Source organism: [Pseudopropionibacterium] massiliense, assembly GCF_900607225.1.
Classification (GTDB): Bacteria; Actinomycetota; Actinomycetes; order Propionibacteriales; family Propionibacteriaceae; genus Arachnia; species Arachnia massiliensis.
Window position 1 is genome coordinate 2,985,186 of sequence record NZ_LR027842.1, and the last position, 20,341, is coordinate 3,005,526.

Sequence of the window (20,341 nt, forward strand, 5' to 3'; positions counted from 1 at the left end):
CCCTTATGCTGCCCCCATGCTTGGACTTCACCTCCGCCTCGACGCAGCCGACGTCTCTCGTCTGACGGACAACGAGGAAGACCTCGCGGACATCCTGGAGGAGTTCGAGGAGGACGAGGAACTCTTCGAGCGCGCATGCCAGACCGACAGGGCGTGGGAACCCATCCACAACGCCCTGGCCCCCGACGGTGAGGACGACGAATGGCCCGCCCGGGGGGTCATCGGCGGAGCCCGCACCCTCCACGAGGACGACGACGTCTGGGTCACCCATTCCAGCCCGGACGAGGTGGAGGAGATCGCCCGGTGGCTGGACACCTTCGGCGACGACGACTTCCATCACGCCTACACCGGCCTACCCGAGGAGCTGCGCGGCCCGGACCATGGCCCGGAGGAGGAGAGCTACGCGCTGGAATCGCTGGCGGACCTGCGCAGCTTCTACCTGGAGGCAGCGGCCGAACGCCGCCACGTCATCTTCACGATCCACGGCTGACCCGATTCAGGAGCCACGCTGGTTGAACCATCCCTCACCCCTTGACGAATGGCCAGATCGGCTTCGACTGAACACCAGCGAAAGTTAAGAGTTCCCCAGCAACCCGAAGATGCCCTGGCGCATCCAGACCGTTCGTGCATAGACTTCCATCATGGGCGTGGATTTCACGACCTGATCAGCCCGAAGGGGACATCAGGTTGAGGCCCCGACGACGAGGCGAGACAATGGGAAGAAAAATCAGGCTCTCCTTTCTCTTGACCAAGAATGCAGACCTCTCCGCGTCGCAACTCTGGTCATCCTTCACAAGAATCAACGTCAACACGTGGTATCCCGCCCTGATCGCCGGGCGTTGGGTCATACAGTTGATCGTCAATGTGGTTTCTCTCGTGGCCGTGGAACGATACACGAGTGGCAGCCTCCTGCTCCCGCTCGCCCTGACGACCATCACCCTGACGGCCCTCTCACCACTGTTCGACGACTTGGATGTTCATCTGCGCCGCTACAAGTCCGAGTACATACATTTCATACGGAAGAACCGAACGGGAATCGGAATTTTTCTGATCGACAACATTTTCTGGTTCTCGCTGTTCAAGAATCTCGGAACAGTGATCTTTTGGGTTGCTTTCACGATCCTCACGGCAGACTGGCGCGCGCTTCTCTCGCTGGCGGTTCTGACCATGGGAGCATACACCATCTTCGTTTCTCGCGCCTTCTTCAGGATGAGGATCAACAGCATATCGGGAATGATTTCATACGCCTTGAGCGGAGTCATCATCGCGGCGGGATCAACATGGGTTTGGTCCGCCATCTTCAGTCTTCTTTCCGAGCTCAGGAGCGCGGTCCTCAGCGGCAGGGGTGACCTCGCCGGAACGGAAGCGGTCAGCGTCCTGTACAGCTCACTGCTCCAGACGGCCAGCGACACGTACAACAGCACGTGGTTCATTCACGCAGGTGTGGCCGCCCTAACCCTCTTGGCAGTAGCGGTCTTCCTCGTGAGATCCTCCCACATGGGGGTCACCACCCCGGACGGTTTCCGAAGTCATTACGTCGATCGGATGACTCGTTCACCGAGAGCGGCTTCATTCGGGCGGGTGATCGTTTCCCAGCTGCGAAAACTCTCTCCACGCCATGGACACAGCGAACTCAGCGTGATCGTTCCCATGGAGTTCTGGCTGCTGGTCGGATTCGATCTCTCGATAATCCCCAGGCTGAGCAATCCAGCCGCGATTCTTTCACTCACGGCAGTGCAGATCTATGTAATTGTCACGGCAGTACCGCGAGGGTTCGCCGCCCACTACCCAGCCGTATTTGAATTCGGCTCGGCAATCAAGGCCTTGCGAATTTTCAGGCAGACGGGCCGACCAACCAGATTGAACTACTACGAGTCAACCGAAAAGATTTTGCAGCGCTTGGCGCTGCCCGTCACCCTTTTCCTCACAAGCGGATGCACATTGCTGATCGCATTTCTCGGCTTTGAATCCCTCGGCATTGGGCTGAGCATCGCCGCGCTGGCCATCGGAGCGGTTTTCGCCACCCTCCTGTCCCTCCCCACAACCAGGCTCTGCATGGCTTCACCCGTTGACGCCCTGGAGGTGCTGCTCCGAAAGTCAGAAGCCCTGTCCCCGGGGATGAATTTCGAGGATCTCGTCTCCTTGTCAGGCTATCGTCTGCTGCGCTCAATTCGGATGATGCCCATCTTTCTGACCCAAGCGGCCATTGTCTCCGCCTTCATCTTCCTGCCTCTGTTCGGCATCCTTCAGGGGCCGGCGTGGTGGTCAGCACTCGGAGCGGTTGTGCTCGGCCTCCCCGTCAGCGTTCTCGTTGCTTCCCGCAGGTCGGTCGAGGTGAGTTGACGTGAGTCTCATCCGTTACCGACTTGGAAATCTTATTGTGGCGTCGATTGCCACAGTCATCGGTTTCTTGACAGGCCTTTACATCGGCCGCGATTCGCGGCAAACCGCAGCCAACAACAGGCTGTCGCTCTGGACGATCCTGGGCAACAATCTTCACGTTGGCGGACTGATCATCATTCTGGGTTTGGTTTCGTTCGGGGCTGGTGGATTGATCCTGATAGCCTACAACCAGCTGATATTCGGAGCAACCGCCATTGCCGTCTACTCGGAGAGTGGTTGGGGGCCAATCATTACCGGCGTCCTGCCCCACGCTTTTTTCGAGCTGGCGGCAACTGTGGCATGTGGCGTTCTGGGATTCGAGGGCTGGCGGGCCCTGCGGATCATCAAAAAGAGAGTCATCTCCGGGGAGCGCATTCCCTTTGGTACTGCGGGGATTCTGGCTCTTGTCGGAATCGCCGCCGGGCTCTATCTCCTCGGGGCCGTCATTGAATCTACGATCTCATATGCGGAGGTTGGCTAGAGATGCAGTCGAAAGAGCTTCTGATATTGGAAGGGCTGACCTTTGGTTATGCCGAGTCCCCTTTGTTCGAGGACCTCGATCTCGATTTCATCGAGGGCTCCATCGTGCTGCTGAGAGGAAAAAACGGCGCCGGGAAGACCACCCTCTGCGACATCGTGGCGGGCGTGCTCAAGGCCGACGTGAGACGCTGCCTGTGGCGAGGCGAGGAGGTTGACCAGGAGGATCTACGTCTCGTGGTCGCCTACGCTTCCCAAGAACCCGAGTTCTTCCCCGCGCTCAGCGGTATGGAGAACCTCAATCTGCTTCAGCTCCTGGCCGACGAGCCATCCGAATACCTGGATAGAGCCATGACGACCTCCCTGAAACTGGGATTGAACAGAAGCGACCTCGAAAAGAAACAGGCCGGGAATTACTCGGGCGGAATGCGTCAGAAGCTCTGGATCGCGGCCCAGTTGGCGAAGTCGCGAGATTTTGTGATTCTGGATGAACCGTTCACCAGTCTCGACGACGAAACCGTCGGCGTGGTCTCCGGAATACTGAAACGCGATCCACGAACTCGCCTGCTCGTGAGTCATCAGGTCCCCGATGATCTCAATTTCGCCGACATCATCGACCTCTTGGGAGAAGACGAGGAGGAGAAATGCTGAAATCAGCCAAGATCATGGAATACGGTGGATACGGTGTCGCGCTATTGGCCGCTCTCGCGATCCGACTTACCGGCGTTTCAGCCTGGTGGCTCATAGGTGTCGTGATTTTTATCTTCGCTTGGGGTGGATATTGCCGCAGACTGGACGAAGGACAAGGCGAAGGAAACGAGAGGTAGTTCGGATCAGAGGTCCCGTGCGCGGGATCATCCGTTACGCCGGGCCGCAACGCGCCCCTCACCGCCAGGAAAACGGTTGCGCAGCACCCAACGCGGAAAACGTGTCATTCCGCGCCCGAAACGGCGTTGAGTGCTGCGCAACCGGGGAACCCGCGCACGGCCGGACGGCGAGGGGAAGGCTCAGTCGGCGAGGGTGGCGACCAGGATGGCCTTGATGGTGTGCATCCGGTTCTCGGCCTGGTCGAACACGATGCTCGCCTCCGACTCGAACACCTCGTCGGTGACCTCCAGCGCGTCCAGTCCGGTGGCCTGGTAGATCTCCTCCCCGACGGTGGTGTTGCGGTCGTGGAAGGCGGGCAGGCAGTGCATGAACCTGACCCGCGGGTTCCCGGTGGCCGCGATCATCTCCGCATTGACCTGGTAGGGCTTCAGCAGTTCGATGCGCTCGGCCCACAGTTCCTTCGGTTCCCCGAGCGAGAGCCACACGTCGGTGTGGAGGAAGTCGACTCCCGCCACGCCCTCCGCGATGTCGTCGGTGATGGTGATGCGGGCCCCCGTCCCCGCGGCGATCGCCTCTGCCTGGGCGCGCACCTCGTCGGTGGTCTGGAGCTGTGCGGGCGCGACCAGGCGGATGTCGGCGCCAACCATGGCCGCCGAGATCAGGTTCGAGTTGCCCATGTTGTTGCGCACGTCGCCGACGAAGGCCCACGACGTCTCGGCCAGGGGCTTTCCGGAGTGCTCCAGCATGGTGAGCTGGTCAGCGAGCATCTGGGTGGGGTGCCAGGAGTCGGTCAGGCCGTTGTAGACGGGAATCCCGGCATACCGGCCCATGGTTTCGAGGGTTTCCTGGGCGAATCCGCGGTACTCGATGCCGTCGTACCAGCGCCCGAGCACACGTGCCGTGTCGGCGGCGGATTCCTTGTGGACGAACTGCGACCCGGCCGTGTCCAGGCGGGTGGCGTATCCGCCCTGCTCCGTCATGGCGACGTCGAAGGAGCAGCTGGTGCGGGTGGAGGTTTTCTCGAACAGCAGGGCGACCTTCTTGCCCACCAGCCTCTTGACCTCGCGTCGTTCCCGCCGCTCCGCCTTCAGCTGGGCGGCGAGGTCCAGGACGGCCTTCCACTCGGCAGGGGTGAGGTCGGTTTCCTTGGTGAAGCTGCGTCCTTTGAGCATCACGAGGCCTTTCTGCGAGGAAGTTCACAGGGTATCGCGACAGTCCAAACGCGCCCGCCGGGGTCCGGGTTCGCGCATCGCCCGCGACAAGCGGCGATGATCAGGCGAGGGCGTCGAGGATGCCCGGCATGGCGGCCTCGATGTCGGCCAGGGTGCTGCGGAACCCGGAGGCGGGGCCGTACCAGGGGTCGTCGAGGTCCCGACCCTTCGGCATCGCGGGGTTGAAGTCGTTGATGAGGGCGTAGGTGGCGTCGGGGCAGAGCTTTTCGAGCCTGTCGATGTGGAACCGTTCGGCGGCGACGACGAGGTCGGCAGATGCGAGGTCGTCGACGGTGACCCGCCGGGCCCGGTGCCCGCCGGTGGAGTACCCGGCCTCACGGAGCACGGCGGCGGCCCGCCGGTCGATGGGGTTGCCCGATTCCTCCGACGAGATACCGACGCTGTCGGCCTCCACGTCGATCCCCCGATCGGCGGCCATCCCGCGGGCCACCCGCTCCGCCATCGGGGAACGGCAGATGTTGCCCCAGCACACAAAAACGACCTTCGCCATGGACAGCAACCCTAGGTGTTTTCGCGGGTTGCGGCACGTTCCCGTGTGAATCGTGGCGTACCTCCCCGGGGTAGTTTGCAGGCTGTCCCGGCGTTGTTCTCAGGGTTTCGGGTTTTTGATGGCAGTCTTGTGCCATGCAGATCCTGGTGGTGGACGACGACCAGGCCGTGCGTGACTCGCTGGCCCGGTCCCTGAAGTATTCCGGCGACGAGGTGACGACTGCGGCTGACGGCGTCGAGGCACTGGCGCAGCTGGCAGGGCACACCCCGGACGCGGTGATCATGGACGTGATGATGCCTCGTCTCGACGGTTTGGAGGCCACCCGCATGCTGCGACAGTCGGGCAATGACGTGCCCATCCTGATCCTCACGGCCCGTGACGCCGTCGGCGACCGGGTGGACGGTCTCGACGCCGGTGCCGACGACTACATGGTCAAACCTTTCGCCCTCGACGAGCTGCTGGCTCGGCTGCGGGCCCTGACCCGGCGCTCGAAACCGACCCCGGAGAACGATTCGAAGGTGCTCGTGTTCGGTGACGTGACGCTCGATCCGCAGCACCGCGAGGTGACCCGCGCGGGGAAGCACATCTCCCTGACCCGCACCGAGTTCGCCCTCCTCCAGGCGTTCATGGAGAATCCCCGCCGCGTGATGGAGCGCAACACCCTTCTCAACGAGGTGTGGGGGTTCGAGTTTCCCGCCACTGCGAATTCTCTCGAGGTCTACATCGGCTACCTGCGTCGCAAGACCGAGGTGGGTGGTCTGCCCCGCCTGATCCACACGGTTCGCGGCGTCGGTTACGTGCTGCGTGAAACCGCCCCGTGATCGGTTCGCTCTGGATCAGGCTCCGGCGGGGCATCGAGCGGCTCATCACGGGTCAGTCACTCCGGTCCCGCTTGGCCTCGTTGACCGGGATCTCCGTGGCCGCGGCCGTGCTCCTGGTCGGTTCCACGGCCTACATGTCCACGCGAATCTCGCTGCGCGACCAGCTGGATCGCGAAATGTTGTCGGCCGCCCGCACCACCGCCGCAATCATCAACTCCGACATCAGGAACCTTGACAATCTCGGCCCCGGGCTCGGCACCTCCCAGGAGCTGCTGGCCGTCACCACGTCGACGGGAGAGACCACCCAGGCCGGGAAGCAGTCCTTGGCGTTGGTCCCCGCGGCCGGGGAGATCGCCGTCGCGCGCATGCAGCACGGGCATCGTGCCCGCTCCGTGAGGCTGGAGGACGGTCAGCAGTATCGTCTCGTCTCGGTTCCGGTGCGGGCCCGGGACCGCACCGGCCAGTCCCAGAACTACGCCATTCTCTACGCGCGCCCCCTGACGTCGCTGGGAACGACGCTGAACTCACTGTGGCTGGTGATCGCGCTGTCGGGTCTGGTGGGGATCCTGACCACGACCCTCACGGCCCTGTGGATGGCGCAGACCGCCCTGATGCCGGTCCGCCGCCTCTCCACCGCCGTGAAGAACGTCACCCAGACCGATCAGCTGAACCCGATCCGTATCTACGGCCGCGACGACCTGGGCGAGCTGACCCGCAGTTTCAACCTGATGCTGAAGAGCCTCCAGACATCGCGGGAGCAGCAGCGGCAGCTGATCGCCGATGCGGGTCACGAGTTGCGCACCCCCCTGACGTCGATGCGCACCAACATCGAGTTGTTGGTGGCCGACGACAAGTCGGGGATGTTGCCGGAAGGGGCCCGCTCCGAGATCCTCGACGACGTTTCCGCGCAGCTCGGCGAGTTCTCCGCCCTCGTCGGTGACCTGGTGGCCCTGACCCGTGACGACCATCTCCAGCGCCAGCCGGAGCGGCTCGACATGTCGGAGGTGGTGGAAGCGGCGCTGGCCCGCGCGGCCCGTCGCGGACCGAACATCACCTTCCACACGAGCCTGGAATCGGTTCCGATCCTGGGCGACGCCTCCACACTGGAACGCGCCATCACGAACCTGCTGGACAACGCCGTGAAGTTCTCCCCCAGTGACGGCGAGATCTGGGTGGAGCTGACCTCGGCCGGGGTGCTGACGATCATCGACTCGGGCCCTGGCGTCGCCGACGAGGACCTGCCGCACATCTTCGACCGGTTCTACCGCTCCGACCGGGCACGCAACACCCCCGGAACCGGTCTCGGTCTGGCGATCGTCACCCACACCGTCGAGGCCCACGGCGGTTCGGTCCGGGCAGGAAACCAGCCGGGCGCCGGGGCGAAGTTCACCATGCGGTTGCCGGTCCTGACCTTCCCCGAATCGCCGCTGCTCCCCCAGGGAAGCCTCTCCCCCTAGGGAAGCACCGTCCGATCACGCCAGCGACCGTCTCCCGGGGCAGGTGTTCCGGGACTCTCCAGTCACTCGCACGAACCACGCTCCCGGATTCCACAGACTTTTCCACAGGCTGGGTAGAACCACACCGGTGTAACTCGGGTGAGGATCCCCGATTTTCCGGGGTGGAGCGTCGAATCACCGGCGTCACACGGGTTCTCATCGCGATACACGCGGATCCCTGTGCGAGAAAAGGAAACGGCCCGCGGCACACACCCGGTGGGCCCGGTCACGATGACCTCCGGCGCGGGACACCCGCCACCGGTTTCCCACAGGCTTTTCCACAACCGGGTAAAACTACACGGACGTAATTCAGTCCTCGGGGTGACGCGACACCCGAGGTCGCCAAGACCGGATCACGCGCCTCTCATTCGCTGGTGTCGTCCCAGGCCACCACGACCGGTCCCGGCTCCCGGGGTTGGGAGAGCGGCTCGGATGCGGATCGCCTGGCCTGCGGGAAGAACACCAGATAGGCGATCCACGCCAGCAGCGCCAGCACCATCAACGTCACGACGATCCAGGCCCAGACGCCGCGACGTTTCGGGGCCGGGCGGGCGGCCGGTTCAGAACCGTAGGGCTCCGAACTGTAGATCGGGGCCGGGGGCTGATAGGGGATGCTCGGCGGAGGCATCGGGTCGACCGCGTACTGCCCGGCTGACGGCGGAGGGACGTACGGTGAGGCCGCGGGAACGGCACCGCGGCCCGGGTCCACGCCCAGGGATGCCGTCATCGTCGGCTCCGGGGGCGGCGGCATGGTCGCGAGGGGATCCGGTCCGTAGGGGTTCCAGGGTTCCTGTGCCGGATTCGGCGCGAGGCAGCAGGGGGCATGGCAGGGTCGCAGGGATGGCTCGGGAATCAGGGTGGCATCTGGGGCACCGCATAGCCAGATGGCGGGGCGGTCGGCCATGGGATCAGCCAGGGTGCTGAAAGTGTCTGGTTCATGGTGCAGAGCACCGGCTGCGGTGGTTCGACGATCTCCTCGGCCGGGGCCGCCTCCTCCCGGAAGATCGACAGGTCCTTGATGGCGTCCAGGACCTGGGTGGGGGCCTCCGAGTCGTCGAAGTTCATCGGGGCGGAAATGCGGGTGACCGTTTCCGCATCTTCCGTATCCTCGGGTTCCGGCTCCGGTGCAGCCATTGCCTCGGCTGCCGGAGCAGGTTCGACCGGGAAGGATTCGGCCGGTTGCACCGGCGACGCCGCCGACGCGGGAACGGCCGCGAGCAGCTCGTCCCAGGATGATGTGATCACGTTCGGTTCGTCCGGGGATGGCGCGGACGGCACCATGACAACGACCACCCGGTTCACCGATCCGTCATCATCCGTTTCGACCGGGGAGAGCGCCTTTTCTTCCGGTAGCGATTCGACCTGGGCCACCTCCGCTGGCCTCTGCCCGACTCGGGAGATCTCGGTGGTCGGTTTCTGCCCAACCGGTGACAAGGCCGTCGATGTCGACGTCTGCTCGACCGAGGACACCTCGGCCGACCACTGTCTGACCGGAACCAATTCCCCCGGCACGGTTTCGACGGACACCGCCGGCGGCGCGGATGGTACGACCGGCACCACGTGGGTTGCGGGACTGTCCTCGTCGAGGAGTTCCGGGGAGGCCGCCATCACCGGCTCTGGCGACTCCTCGTTCACCTGGGAACGGCTCTTCTCCCAGTGAGTGGCATCCTCGTCCGGATCGGCCTCATCCGGAGAGGCGCCGTCCTCGTCCGGACGGGTTTCTGCCATGCGGGTGGTTTCCTCGTCCAGAGCGGCCTCATCCGGAGATGTGCCGTCCTCGTCCGGGTACGTGGTGGACTCATCGGGGACGAAATCCTCCTCCTCACCCGGGAGTTCCTCCTCACCCGGGAATGAGGGAAACGAGTCGATCGGGGAGGGTTCGCTCGTCCGCAACGTCTCCCATGGCCGGGGTTTCGGTACGACCGGCACGGAGGAGAGGACCGAGGGAACCTCGTGACCCTCGTCACTGAAACCCGGCTCCCCGACCGCGGGAACCAGATCCTGGATCAAGGCGTTCAGATCCCTCTTGTTGACGGCGAGCACCAACGACCGGATACGCGTCCGGTACTGCGCGGAATCCAGCCTGTCGGCCGCCAGCGCCTCGTCCAGGACGCGACGGTACCGGAGCAGGTCCTCCGAGGTCAGGGGAAGTGAACTCACGATGCCAGTCTGTCAGAGACCATTGCCAAGAACCATGACTGTGTCCAACCAATGGCTGGAAACCAGCCCGATTTCATGGCCACGCGCATGTGCGGGCTAGGGTGTGGTGGACCAATCCCAGGAGGAGACATGCTCGGTTTCGCCGCGGTGGATCGGCGTTCGGAGACGATCGCGATCTGGCTGGTCAGCCGCACGGACCCTGCCGAGGCGTCCAGCACGAACGCCGTCGTGGTGGACCTGGCCTGCGAACACGCCTTGCAGAAGGTGCACTCGCTGACCCGCGACCGCATCGTCATCACCACCCCCGGCAGCGACCTGACCGGCCTGCCGATCGGCGACGGGCATCCGACGGCGCTGCTCGGGGAGTTCATCGACGCCACCCGCGCCCACCAGCGCGCCATCGTCGAGGCCGTGCGCTCCTACGCGGCCTCCCGCAGGGGCCAGAAGCTGGTGGAACCGGCCTTCCCCGCGGAGCCGCAGCTCCCGGAGGCCTGGCCCGCGACCTGTCAGGACCGCGCCCTGGAGCTGGCCGGCCTGGTGTCGCGGGCCTGGACGAACTGGCTGGTCAGCGACGGCGAGAGGCTCCGCCGCACCACCCAGCCGCGCACCGGCAGGACCCCGTGGATCATGCCCGGGGAGCTCAACCAGCCGGAGCTGCTGGCCCTGCCACCGGTCCTGGCGGAGAAGCTTCGTCCCGAGCCCGTGGGGCCCTTCCCGGGCTGAGCGGACCGGTCCTCAGCTCTCCTCCGCCGGGGGCAGCGGGGCGTACCACTCGACGCCGGTGAGGAGGATGCGGGTGTCCACGTTCCCTTCCCAGCTGACGCCGATGCCGTGTTCCTGGAGGATCGGGATGACGACGCTCCTCATCAGTGTGATGGTCGTGGCGTCGTAGAGCTCCTCGCGCTGGGAGTCGTTCAGGGCCTTGTACTCCTCCTCGCTGATGTGGGCGGGCCAGAAGATGCCGTAGCTGAGGTAGGTGCTGCCGCTCTCCACGAGGTCGTCGGTGTCCTGCTGGTGGAAGAACACGTACCCCAGGTCGCCCTGGCCACCCTCGATCTCCGCGTGCCCGCAGGTGTTGCAGCAGGCGAAATCCTGCTCCGCGACGACGTGGGCCCTCCGCAACGCCTCGAAGGCGCGGTCCAGCCTGGTGGCGGGCACGTCCCCGAATCCCGCCTGCTGGGCGCGGCGCGCATCGATCAGGTACTGGGCGATGGCGCGGCACTGCTCGTCGGACAGCGCACCGCCGCCCTCCGCGTCCTCCACCGCGGATGCGATCTCGAAGGAGTGGTCGTTGATGCAGTCATTCCCCCGCACGAGTTGCATCCAGACGAGGTCGCGGATGTACTCCTCGAGTTCGGGATCAACCACACCCCCGAGCAGTTCGTCGGGGATTCTCAGCCCGTCGGGCTGGGCGTTCAGTTCGGTCATGGCCGAGACCCTAACAACCGCCACCGACGACACGGGGCCGGGCGGCGCCGCCCGGCCCCTCGACGCCGCCTCTCACTGCCTGGGGTTCTGACCCGGATACCCCTGCTGACCGGGCTGACCCGGATACCCCTGCTGACCCGGGTAACCGGGCTGACCCTGTTGGCCCGGCTGCTGGAATTGGCCCGGCTGCTGGAAATTGACCGGGCCCTGGAATCCGCCCTGCGGGCCGGGCTGCCCGGGGCCGGGACGGGCCGACTTCGCCCTACCACGCCGCACCAGGATGACCGCGACCGTACCGCCGGCGACCACGACGATCCCGAGCACGATCCACAGCCAGGTCAGGTCGGGGTCGTTGCTGGCGGTCGCCCTGAGGCCCTCGGAGTCGGTCAGGTCGGAGGGGTTCTTCCACGTGACGGTGTTGCCGGAGATCTCCCCCTTGCCACTGGCGGTGAGGACCTTGCCCGGGAAGCTCACCTTGACCTCGAAGTCGGTGATCATGGTCGCGCTGATCCCCTGCAAGTTGCTGCCCGGCATGTGGAAGGTCCACTGCTTGCTGGAGGCGTCGAAGCTGAGGTAGGTGATGTCGGAGAGCTTGGTGGTGCCGGAGAGCCGGCAGCCGATGTACTTGTCGTCCTGGTAGCCCTCCTGCTTGAGGTCGCCGGGGAGTTTCGACGAGCTCTTTCCGCGCTGGCAGACCCCGCCGGAGTCCTTGATGCCACCCGATTCCGCGTTTTCCTTCAGCACCCCGAAGTCGGTTCTGACCTCGATCCTGTCCTGGCTGCTCACGTTGATCTCCTGGTGCATCCGGATACAGGAGCTGAGCGCCAGGGCGAGGGGCAGGATCAAGGCGACGATGCCGATTCTGCGTAGTTTCTTCATGGCTGAAACGTACCGCCCGGCCTTTCCCGGAATGTGGGTTCCCCCAGATTTTGCGATGCGCGGGCGGGTTTCCCGCGAAACCTCTTCCCGATCCACGACGGAACACGGCACCATTGACCCGTGAAACTCGATCGCAACGCCACCGTCGCCGAGGTCTACGCCCATCCGCTCGGACGCGACATCATCGACAAGATGCTGCTGCAGACCGGGCGCAGTACCGCCTGGGTGCGCAATCCCCTGGTATCGCGGTTGCGGCTGCGACAACTCGACAAGATCCTGGGGCGCATGTTCGGCCCCGGTTTCGTCGACACCCTCGTCGACCTGCTGGCCGACTGCCCAGAGTCGCCGCCCCGCCTCGACGGGCCCATCGCCGCGACGTGGTGGAAGCGGGCGGTGTTCTACCAGATCTACCCGCGTTCCTTCGCGGACAGCAACGGCGACGGCATCGGCGACCTGCCCGGCATCCTGGCGAGGCTGCCCTACCTGGACGACCTGGGCATCGACTGCCTGTGGCTCTCGCCCATCTTCACCTCGCCGAACAAGGACATGGGCTACGACATCGCCGACTACCGTTCCGTCATGGCCGAGATGGGCACCATCGACGACCTGCGACGCCTGATCGCCGCCTGTCACGAACGCGGGATGCGCATCATCCTCGACCTGGTGGTCAACCACACCTCCGACGAGCACCCGTGGTTCAGGGACGCCTTGGCCGACCCGGAGGGCGCGCGCGGCGACTACTACTTCCTGCGCGACGGCGACCCCGAGACCCCACCCAACAACTGGACGTCGTTCTTCTCCGGCCCCGCCTGGCGCCGCATCGGCGAGAAATGGGTGCTGCACCTGTTCGCCCCCGAACAGCCGGACCTCAACTGGGACAACCCGGCGGTGCGCCGCGAGGTGGCCGACATCGTGCGGTTCTGGCTGGCTGAGGGCGTCGACGGGTTCCGCCTGGACGTGATCAACTACATCTCCAAGCGCGACGGCCTGCCCGACGGCAACGCCACAGTCGGACAGGTGATGGGTTTCACGGGCGTGGAGCACTACTTCCACGGCCCGCACCTGCACGACCACCTGGCGCAGCTGCGCCGCGAGGCCTTCACCCGCACGGACGTGGAACCGGGCCACGAGGCGCCGGGTGCCGATGCCCGGCCCATCATGATCGGGGAGACCCCGGGGGCGGGCGTCGAGGTGGCCCGGCTGCTGACCAGCTCCCAGCGGGACGAGCTGGACCTGATCTTCAGTTTCGACCACCTGGAGACCCCGGGGCACGTGCGCTGGGACGAGTACGCCTACGATCTGAACTTCCTGAAGCGCTACTACATCGACTACCAGTCCCGGCTGGGTTCCGACGACTGGATGAGTCTGTTCTTCGAGAACCACGACAACCCGCGCATGATCTCCAAGGTCAACCCCGACCCCCGGTTCCGCGACCAGCTGGGCAAGGCCCTCGCGACGATCCTGCTGACCATGCGCGGCACCCCGTTCATCTTCCAGGGACAGGAGATCGGGGCCGTCAACCAGGACTTCCCCGACGAGTCGGCGCTGCGCGACGTGGAATCCCTGAACCTCCTGGCGGCCGAGGGCCCCGGGGCCTGGGGGAAGATCATGGCCGGTTCCCGCGATCACGCCCGCGTCCCGATGCGCTGGGACCGCGACGAGCACTGGGGGTTCACGCGCGGAACCCCGTGGATCAAGGCCTTCGACGACTCGGTGGGCTACTCCGTCGCCGCCCAGGAGCACAACCCCGACTCGGTGCTGCGCTACTATCGCCGCCTGATCTGGCTGCGCCGCTCCAACCCGACGCTGAGCCTGGGGTCGATCCGTTTCATCGACGCCGACGTCAAGGACTACTTCGCCTGGTTCCGGGAGCACAACGGTGAGCGCTGGTTCATCGAGGTGAACCTGTCGGGCCATCCCCTGCGGCGACGCCACCGCGACCGGGCTCTCGAGATCATCGCGGGCACCACCAAGGATCGCTCAAACCCGATGGAACCCTACGAGGCCCTCGTCTGCCAGGTCCCCCCGGCGACCGGCGGATGAATTCCCCGGAACGATCTCCCGCCACGGTGGGAGCCGGACCCGGTTGAGCCGCCCACTCGGTGACGCGAGTGGGCGGCTCAACCAGTTTCGACCCCGCAATCTTCCCGCCTTCACCGGAACAGGAATCGCAAAAAATCGCGATTTGCTCTCGGCGACGGAATATTCAACCCCCCAAACAAACTGGGGCCCGCCTCCCCACCCCCGACCCTCGCCCGGGAAATCGGAATCACCAAAAAGTATAACTTTCAATTACCAAAGCCTGTGTGGGCTCACTAGGGGTGATAGCCTGAAACCCGCTTCCCGTAAGACTCTCTTCCCGAAAGTTGACCCTCGTGGGTTATGCTGCACACAGCACCCCCTTGGGCGGGCAGCTAACCCCCGACCGGGGGTTGTAAAATCCTAAAGAATTGAGGAAGTTTTATGAAAGCTGCTTCATCGCGCGCCAGGGCGCGGAAGCTCCTGGCATCAGTGGCCGCAGCCCTTGCGGCAACCCTTACCCTCGGCACGCCCACGGCCCAGGCCGAGGACCACTCGAACAGCTACCCGGAGGGCTACCCGAAGGTCGGCGCGAGCAGCGAGAGCATGGCCGGTTTCTGGTTGAACGTCAAGAAACAGGACGGCACCTCGGGTCACGTCATGCCCAACCTGTTCACCGTGCACACCTCGGCGAGCAAGGAAGGCGCCATCAAGGCCTACTGCATCGAACTCGACGTCAACATCAAGTACGAGTCCGACCTCCGCGTCGGCGACTGGAAGGACTTCCCGGGCACCAACAAGTTCAAGGACAATGCCGATGTGCAGTCCAAGGTCGCATGGATAGCCCAGCGCAGTTACCCCCAGACCGACCTGGCCCAGCTCATCCAGACCACCAGCATCGCAGGCCTGACCGAGCAGGAGGCCATCACCGCCACCCAGGCGGCCATCTGGCATTTCACCAACGACTACCAGTGGTCGGGCCTGAAGGACGCCGACCAGGCGGCGACGGCCCGCGTCCAGCAGCTGTACACGTACCTGACCGGGCAGAACAACACCGGCCTGAAGGAAACCCCGCAGCCCACCGTCGAGGCCCAGGGCAGCAGCATCTCCTTCACCCGCAGCGAGAACGGCTCCGAGGGCAAGGTCGGCCCGATCCGCTTCACGTCCACCCAGAGCACCTTCAAGCTGACCAGCGAACTCAAGTACGAACTGGTCAACGCGCAGGGCGCCAAGGTCGACGTCAACGCCGTTCCCGTCGACACCGATCTGTACCTCAAGGTTCCGGCCGACATGACCTCGGGCGAGCAGGAATTCAAGGCCTCCGTCACGGGCAGCATCTACGCCGGCAAGCTGCTCATCACCAAGGACGCGGTCGCCGGCGGCCCCCACGGTCAGACCATCATCATCGGCTCCAACAAGGAGGTCACCACCGAGGTCCAGGGCAAGATCAGCTGGTCCGTCACCCAGCAGACCACCCCGCCCGGAACCCCCTGCCAGCCCAACGGCTCGGAGACCAGCCAGACCGGTAACAACCGCTCCGCCAACGGCACGGAGACCAACCAGACCGGCAACAACCGCTCCCCCAACGGCGGCACGGAGACCAGCCACCCCACCAGCACGGAGACCAGCCAGACCGGCAACAACTGCGCCACCAACGGCACGGAAGCCAACCAGACCGGCAACAACCGCTCCGGAAACGGCTCGGAAGCCAACCAGACCGGCAACAACCGCCCCGGAAACGGCTCGGAAGCCAACCAGACCGGCAACAACCGCTCCGGAAACGGCTCGGAAGCCAACCAGACCGGCAAAAACTGCGCCCCCAACGGCAACACGGAGACCAGTCGGCCGGCCACGACCGCCACGACCACTGTGACGGCACCGGCTCCCGCCGATCCCCCGGCCATCCGCAAGCCGGGCCTGCCGAAGACCGGCAACAACTGACAACCCCCAGAAGCGAGAAGGGGCCGGGCAGCTGCCCGGCCCCTTCTCACGTTCAGCAGTCTTCCTCGCCGTCCGAACCCGAGGAGACGATAGTTGAAGATTTTCCGTAGTACTTTCGGCCAGAACCCCTTGCCATCCTCAATCGACGCCACCGCCGACACGCCCGGACACACATGATGCAAACTTCAATTAACCAAAGCGGGCGCCGTTCGCGCAGGAACGACGTCCGTCAGGGGAACCTATGGCACCCTCCCTCCCTAAAGTGCATCCACATGGGTTATAGTTCGCCAAGCGACTCTGTGAGGAGACCGTCAGCGACCTGTCCACAGGCCGTGACCCTCCGACGAGCCGTGAACCCCTAAAGAATTGAGGAAGTTCATGAAGGCTGCTTCATCGCGGACCAGGACGCGCAAGTTCCTGGCATTCGCCGCCACGACGCTGGCGGCCACCCTCGCCTTCGGCACCCCGACGTCAGCACGCGCAGACGATTCAGGCTTCAAGTACCCCGAGGGTTACCCGAAGCTCGGAACCACCCAGGAAGGTTTCTACGGCTTCAATGTGAAGAACAAGGGAAACCGGACCGTTCCCACCCAGCTGTTCAGCGTCCACACCCGCGAGGGCAAGGATGCCACCATCAAGGCCTACTGCATCGAACTCGATGTCGGCGTGAAATTCAGCTCCGACCTGACGGTCGGCGACTGGAAGGACTTCCCGGGCACCAACAACTTCAAGGGCAACGCCGAGGTGCAGGCCAAGGTTGCCTGGATCGCCCAGCGCAGCTACCCGCAGACCGATCTCAAGGTGGTCGCCGAGGCAGCCGGCGTGGCCGGCCTGACCGACAAGGAGGCCGTCACCGCCACCCAGTCGGCCATCTGGCACTTCACCAACAATTTCGAGTACACCGGCGTCACCGGCGCTGTCGGCGAGGCCTCCTCCACCCGGATCCAGAAACTCTACGAGTACCTGATCAGCGAGAAGAACGTCGGCATGAAGGAGACCGCGCGGCCCACCATCGAGTTCAAGGGCTCGGTCAGCAGCTCCTTCAAGCCCGGCGACAAGGTCGGACCGCTGCGCTTCGAGTCCAACCAGGCCACCATCAAGGTGACGAACAAGCTCGAGTACGACCTGGTCGACGCCAATGGCGGCAAGGTTGATCTCAACGCCGTTCCCACCGGCACCGACCTGTACCTCAACGTCCCCGCCGAGGTGAAGTCGGGCGAGCAGAAGTTCGACATCAGCGCCACCGGCAGCGTCTACGCCGGCAAGCTGCTCATCACCAAGGGCGCCACCGTCGAACGGCACAGCCAGACCATCATCATCGGTTCCAATACCGACGTGACGGTCAGCGGCACCGCCTCGTTCAAGTGGGAGGTCGTTCCGCCCGCGGCACCCACCCCGCCGGCGTCCACCTCGACCCCGCCCGCCCTGAAACCACCCGCCGGCAGCGGAAACCACTCCGCCGCGGCACCCACCCACCGGCAGCGGGACCACCCGCAGGGAGACCACCCCGCCGCAGCGCAGACCACCCTGCCGGCAGCGGAGACCACCCGCCGCGGCGGAGACCACGCCCGCGGCGGCACCCACCCGTCGGATCCCGGTGATCGCGGAACCGATCACCCGACTCCACCGTCACCGCCGGCCTCAGCCGACACCCTCTCCAGGCTGGCGCCGAGACCGGCAGCAACTGATCACCCTGATGGAAAGGGGCCGGGCAGCTGCCCGGCCCTTCCGTCCCGTCGGGAACCTTTCATCACTCGTCTTCGGGGCGCCGGACAGCACCACCCGCAACGTCGTTGACATGCGTGTGACGCATGTCAACGACAATCGCCCCCCAACAGGACCTAGGCTGGGCCCATGCTGATAGGTGCTCATGTTGACGCGGACGCCGCGATCGCGCAGGCCATCACCCTGGGGGCGGACATCGCCCAGGTGACCCTCGGCGACCCGCAGTCGTGGAGGAAACCCACCGTCCCCGGCGACGGGGCCGCCGCCCTGAGGTCGCAGGCCGAGGATGCCGGGATCGGGCTCTACGTGCACGCCGCGTACGTCATAAACGTCGCCTCCACCAACAACCGCATCCGCATCCCGTCGCGGAAACTGCTGCAGCAGACCATCGACGCGGCCGCCGGGATCGGGGCGCGCGGCGTGATCGTCCACGGCGGTCACGTCACCGCCGACGAGGACCAGCGGATCGGCTACGAAAACTGGCGCAAGTGCGTCGACGGCCTCGATCTGAAGGTGCCGATCCTCATCGAGAACACCGCGGGCGGCAAGAAGGCGATGATGCGATACCTCGAATCCATCCGCGACCTGTGGTCGACCCTGGAGAGTTCCGACAACCTGGGCGACGTCGGCCTCTGCCTGGACACCTGCCACGCGCACGCAGCCGGCCTGGACCTGACCACCGTTGTGAAGGACCTGCGGGGCATCACCGGCCGCATCGACCTGGTCCACTGCAACGACTCCCGCGACGCGGCCGGTTCCGGGCGCGACCGCCACGCCCCCCTGCACCGCGGCCAGCTCGACCCGGAGGTCCTCATCGCCCTGCTGCGCGACGCCGACGCCCCGGTCATGCTGGAAACCCCACCGGAGAACCACGCGGAGGAGATCGCCTGGCTGCGGGAACAGCTGGACTGAGGAGATATCCGGTGGGTTCCCCCGGCTGCGCGGCACTCAACCCGTTTTCCGGTCCGGGAAACCGCGTTTTCGGGGTTGAGTGCTGCAGAACCCGGGCTGCCGCCGCTCAGGCCTTCCCCGCGACCTTCTGCTCCCCCGGGTGGCCGGAGAGGTTCTCGAAGGACAGCAGCCGATCCACCGTGATCTCGTCCAGCAGACCTTTCTCCAGGACGATGTCGCGCACCGACTTGCCCGACCTGGCGGCCTCCCGGCCCACCTCGTCGCCCGCCCGGTGCCCGATGTAGTCGTTGAGGAGGGTGACCACCGAGATCGACCCGCGCACGTAGCGTTCGCAGACGTCCTCGTTGGCGGTGATGCCGTCGACGCAACGGGTCCGCAGCACGTCGCAACCCGACTTGAGCAGCCGGATCGACTCGAACAGCGCCTGCGCGATCACCGGCTCCATGGCGTTGAGCTGCAACTGTCCCGCCTCGGCCCCGAGCCCGACGGTGAAGTCGTTGCCGCGCACCTTGTAGGTGATCTGGTTGACCACCTCCGGGATGACGGGGTTGACCTTGGCGGGCATGATCGAACTGCCCGCCTGCATCGCGGGCAGGTTGATCTCGTTGAGTCCGGCGCGCGGCCCGGAACTGAGCAGCCGCAGGTCGTTGCAGATCTTCGACAGCTTCGTCGCAAGGCGTTTGCACGCGGCGTGGGCCATCACGTAGGCGCCGGTGTCAGAGGTGGCCTCGATCAGGTCGGCGGCGGTGACGAAAGGCCGTCCCGTGATCTCGCAGAGGTGTTTCACGGCCAGTTCCCGGTATCCGGGCGGGGCGTTCAGCCCGGTGCCGATCGCCGTAGCACCCAGGTTGATCTCCAGCAGCAGCGACCGCGCGTAGTCGAGGTGACGCAGCTCCTCCTCCAGGTTCACCGCGAAGGCCGTGAACTCCTGCCCCAGGGTCATCGGCACAGCGTCCTGCAGCTGGGTGCGCCCGAGCTTGAGGATGTGCTCGAACTCCTCGCCCTTGTCGTAGAAGGAATCCGAGAGGTCCTCCACCGCGTGCGACAACTCCCCGAACACGTGGTCCAGGGCCACCCGGAAACCCGTCGGGAAGGTGTCGTTGGTGGACTGGCCGTGGTTGACGTGGTCGTTGGGATCGACGATGTCGTAGCGGCCCTTCGAGAATCCCAGATGCTCCAGCGCCAGGTTCGCCAGCACCTCGTTGGTGTTCATGTTCACCGACGTCCCCGCGCCACCCTGGAAGACGTCGATCGGGAACTGATCCATGCACCGCCCCTTGACCAGCACCTCGTCGCAGGCCTGGAGAATCGCCCGCGCCACCCAGCCGGGCAGGACGCCGAGTTCACGATTCGCCAGCGCCGCCGCCTTCTTCACCTGAACCATTCCGCGAATCAACTCGGGGACCGAGTTCACGGTGACACCCGAGATGGGGAAGTTCTCGATGGCTCTCAACGTGTGAATGCCGTACCAGGCGTCGTCAGGGACTTGACGATCGCCGAGCAGGTCGGTCTCGGTGCGCGACATTGCCTTCCTTTCGGAGTTATCCTCCC

18 protein-coding genes are annotated in these 20,341 nt (G+C 65.1%); 11 read left to right on the plus strand and 7 right to left on the minus strand.

Annotated elements, in window-relative coordinates; genetic code table 11:
* Nucleotides 1-16: 16 nt before the first annotated feature.
* From E0E39_RS13350 to E0E39_RS13365, 4 genes are all read left to right on the plus strand, one after another.
* Complete coding sequence (locus tag E0E39_RS13350) at nucleotides 17-490, plus strand: YfbM family protein (protein ID WP_165444803.1); 474 nt, start codon at nucleotides 17-19, stop codon at nucleotides 488-490.
* Between the two features lie 224 nt (nucleotides 491-714).
* Nucleotides 715-2,343, plus strand: a complete 1,629-nt coding sequence (locus E0E39_RS13355) for a hypothetical protein (RefSeq protein WP_130875190.1) — start codon at nucleotides 715-717, stop codon at nucleotides 2,341-2,343.
* Nucleotide 2,344: 1 nt separating this feature from the next.
* Nucleotides 2,345-2,863: a stage II sporulation protein M gene (locus tag E0E39_RS13360; RefSeq protein ID WP_130875191.1), complete on the plus strand. Its 519-nt coding sequence runs from the start codon at nucleotides 2,345-2,347 to the stop codon at nucleotides 2,861-2,863.
* Between the two features lie 2 nt (nucleotides 2,864-2,865).
* Nucleotides 2,866-3,510, plus strand: a complete 645-nt coding sequence (locus E0E39_RS13365) for an ABC transporter ATP-binding protein (protein WP_130875192.1) — start codon at nucleotides 2,866-2,868, stop codon at nucleotides 3,508-3,510.
* Nucleotides 3,511-3,866: 356 nt separating this feature from the next.
* Here E0E39_RS13365 and argF read toward each other — a convergent pair whose 3' ends face one another.
* Both argF and E0E39_RS13375 read right to left on the minus strand, forming a co-directional pair.
* Nucleotides 3,867-4,859: an ornithine carbamoyltransferase gene (argF, locus tag E0E39_RS13370; RefSeq protein ID WP_130875734.1), complete on the minus strand. Its 993-nt coding sequence runs from the start codon at nucleotides 4,857-4,859 to the stop codon at nucleotides 3,867-3,869.
* A gap of 100 nt (nucleotides 4,860-4,959) precedes the next feature.
* A complete protein-coding gene (locus E0E39_RS13375) occupies nucleotides 4,960-5,409 on the minus strand; it encodes a low molecular weight protein-tyrosine-phosphatase (RefSeq protein ID WP_130875193.1) in 450 nt (149 codons plus the stop codon).
* A gap of 134 nt (nucleotides 5,410-5,543) precedes the next feature.
* Between E0E39_RS13375 and E0E39_RS13380 the strand changes: the two genes are divergently transcribed.
* Both E0E39_RS13380 and E0E39_RS13385 read left to right on the plus strand, forming a co-directional pair.
* Entirely contained in the window at nucleotides 5,544-6,230 is a 687-nt protein-coding gene (locus E0E39_RS13380; RefSeq protein ID WP_130875194.1) for a response regulator transcription factor, read from the plus strand.
* Nucleotides 6,227-7,687 (plus strand): sensor histidine kinase, encoded by a 1,461-nt coding sequence (locus tag E0E39_RS13385; protein ID WP_245988337.1) that lies wholly within the window; start codon nucleotides 6,227-6,229, stop codon nucleotides 7,685-7,687. The genes E0E39_RS13380 and E0E39_RS13385 overlap by 4 nt, the downstream gene beginning before the upstream one ends.
* A gap of 403 nt (nucleotides 7,688-8,090) precedes the next feature.
* Here the strand turns inward: E0E39_RS13385 and E0E39_RS13390 are convergent, their stop codons facing one another.
* Both E0E39_RS13390 and E0E39_RS13395 read right to left on the minus strand, forming a co-directional pair.
* Nucleotides 8,091-8,453, minus strand: coding sequence for a hypothetical protein (locus tag E0E39_RS13390; protein ID WP_130875195.1), 363 nt, complete (start codon nucleotides 8,451-8,453; stop codon nucleotides 8,091-8,093).
* Nucleotides 8,454-8,578: 125 nt separating this feature from the next.
* Nucleotides 8,579-9,886 (minus strand): DUF1707 domain-containing protein, encoded by a 1,308-nt coding sequence (locus E0E39_RS13395; RefSeq protein WP_130875196.1) that lies wholly within the window; start codon nucleotides 9,884-9,886, stop codon nucleotides 8,579-8,581.
* A 129-nt stretch (nucleotides 9,887-10,015) separates the two neighbouring features.
* Between E0E39_RS13395 and E0E39_RS13400 the strand changes: the two genes are divergently transcribed.
* Entirely contained in the window at nucleotides 10,016-10,609 is a 594-nt protein-coding gene (locus tag E0E39_RS13400) for a hypothetical protein (protein WP_130875197.1), read from the plus strand.
* 12 nt (nucleotides 10,610-10,621) lie between these two features.
* Here E0E39_RS13400 and E0E39_RS13405 read toward each other — a convergent pair whose 3' ends face one another.
* The gene (locus E0E39_RS13405; RefSeq protein WP_130875198.1) at nucleotides 10,622-11,314 is read right to left on the minus strand and encodes a DUF6891 domain-containing protein; all 693 of its coding nucleotides are present in this window, start codon (nucleotides 11,312-11,314) and stop codon (nucleotides 10,622-10,624) included.
* Nucleotides 11,315-11,386: 72 nt separating this feature from the next.
* Nucleotides 11,387-12,193, minus strand: a complete 807-nt coding sequence (locus E0E39_RS13410; protein ID WP_130875199.1) for an LppM family (lipo)protein — start codon at nucleotides 12,191-12,193, stop codon at nucleotides 11,387-11,389.
* Between the two features lie 120 nt (nucleotides 12,194-12,313).
* Between E0E39_RS13410 and E0E39_RS13415 the strand changes: the two genes are divergently transcribed.
* From E0E39_RS13415 to E0E39_RS13430, 4 genes are all read left to right on the plus strand, one after another.
* Nucleotides 12,314-14,236 carry a glycoside hydrolase family 13 protein gene (locus E0E39_RS13415; protein WP_130875200.1) on the plus strand — a complete coding sequence of 641 codons (1,923 nt, stop codon included), beginning with the start codon at nucleotides 12,314-12,316 and terminating at the stop codon, nucleotides 14,234-14,236.
* Nucleotides 14,237-14,656: 420 nt separating this feature from the next.
* A complete protein-coding gene (locus tag E0E39_RS13420; RefSeq protein WP_130875201.1) occupies nucleotides 14,657-16,153 on the plus strand; it encodes a thioester domain-containing protein in 1,497 nt (498 codons plus the stop codon).
* A 378-nt stretch (nucleotides 16,154-16,531) separates the two neighbouring features.
* Entirely contained in the window at nucleotides 16,532-17,950 is a 1,419-nt protein-coding gene (locus tag E0E39_RS13425) for a thioester domain-containing protein (RefSeq protein WP_130875202.1), read from the plus strand.
* A gap of 57 nt (nucleotides 17,951-18,007) precedes the next feature.
* Nucleotides 18,008-18,790 carry a deoxyribonuclease IV gene (locus E0E39_RS13430; RefSeq protein ID WP_130875203.1) on the plus strand — a complete coding sequence of 261 codons (783 nt, stop codon included), beginning with the start codon at nucleotides 18,008-18,010 and terminating at the stop codon, nucleotides 18,788-18,790.
* A gap of 106 nt (nucleotides 18,791-18,896) precedes the next feature.
* On the opposite strand, the gene aspA is transcribed toward E0E39_RS13430, so the two are convergent.
* Nucleotides 18,897-20,315, minus strand: coding sequence for an aspartate ammonia-lyase (aspA, locus tag E0E39_RS13435; RefSeq protein WP_130875204.1), 1,419 nt, complete (start codon nucleotides 20,313-20,315; stop codon nucleotides 18,897-18,899).
* Nucleotides 20,316-20,341 lie beyond the last annotated feature (26 nt).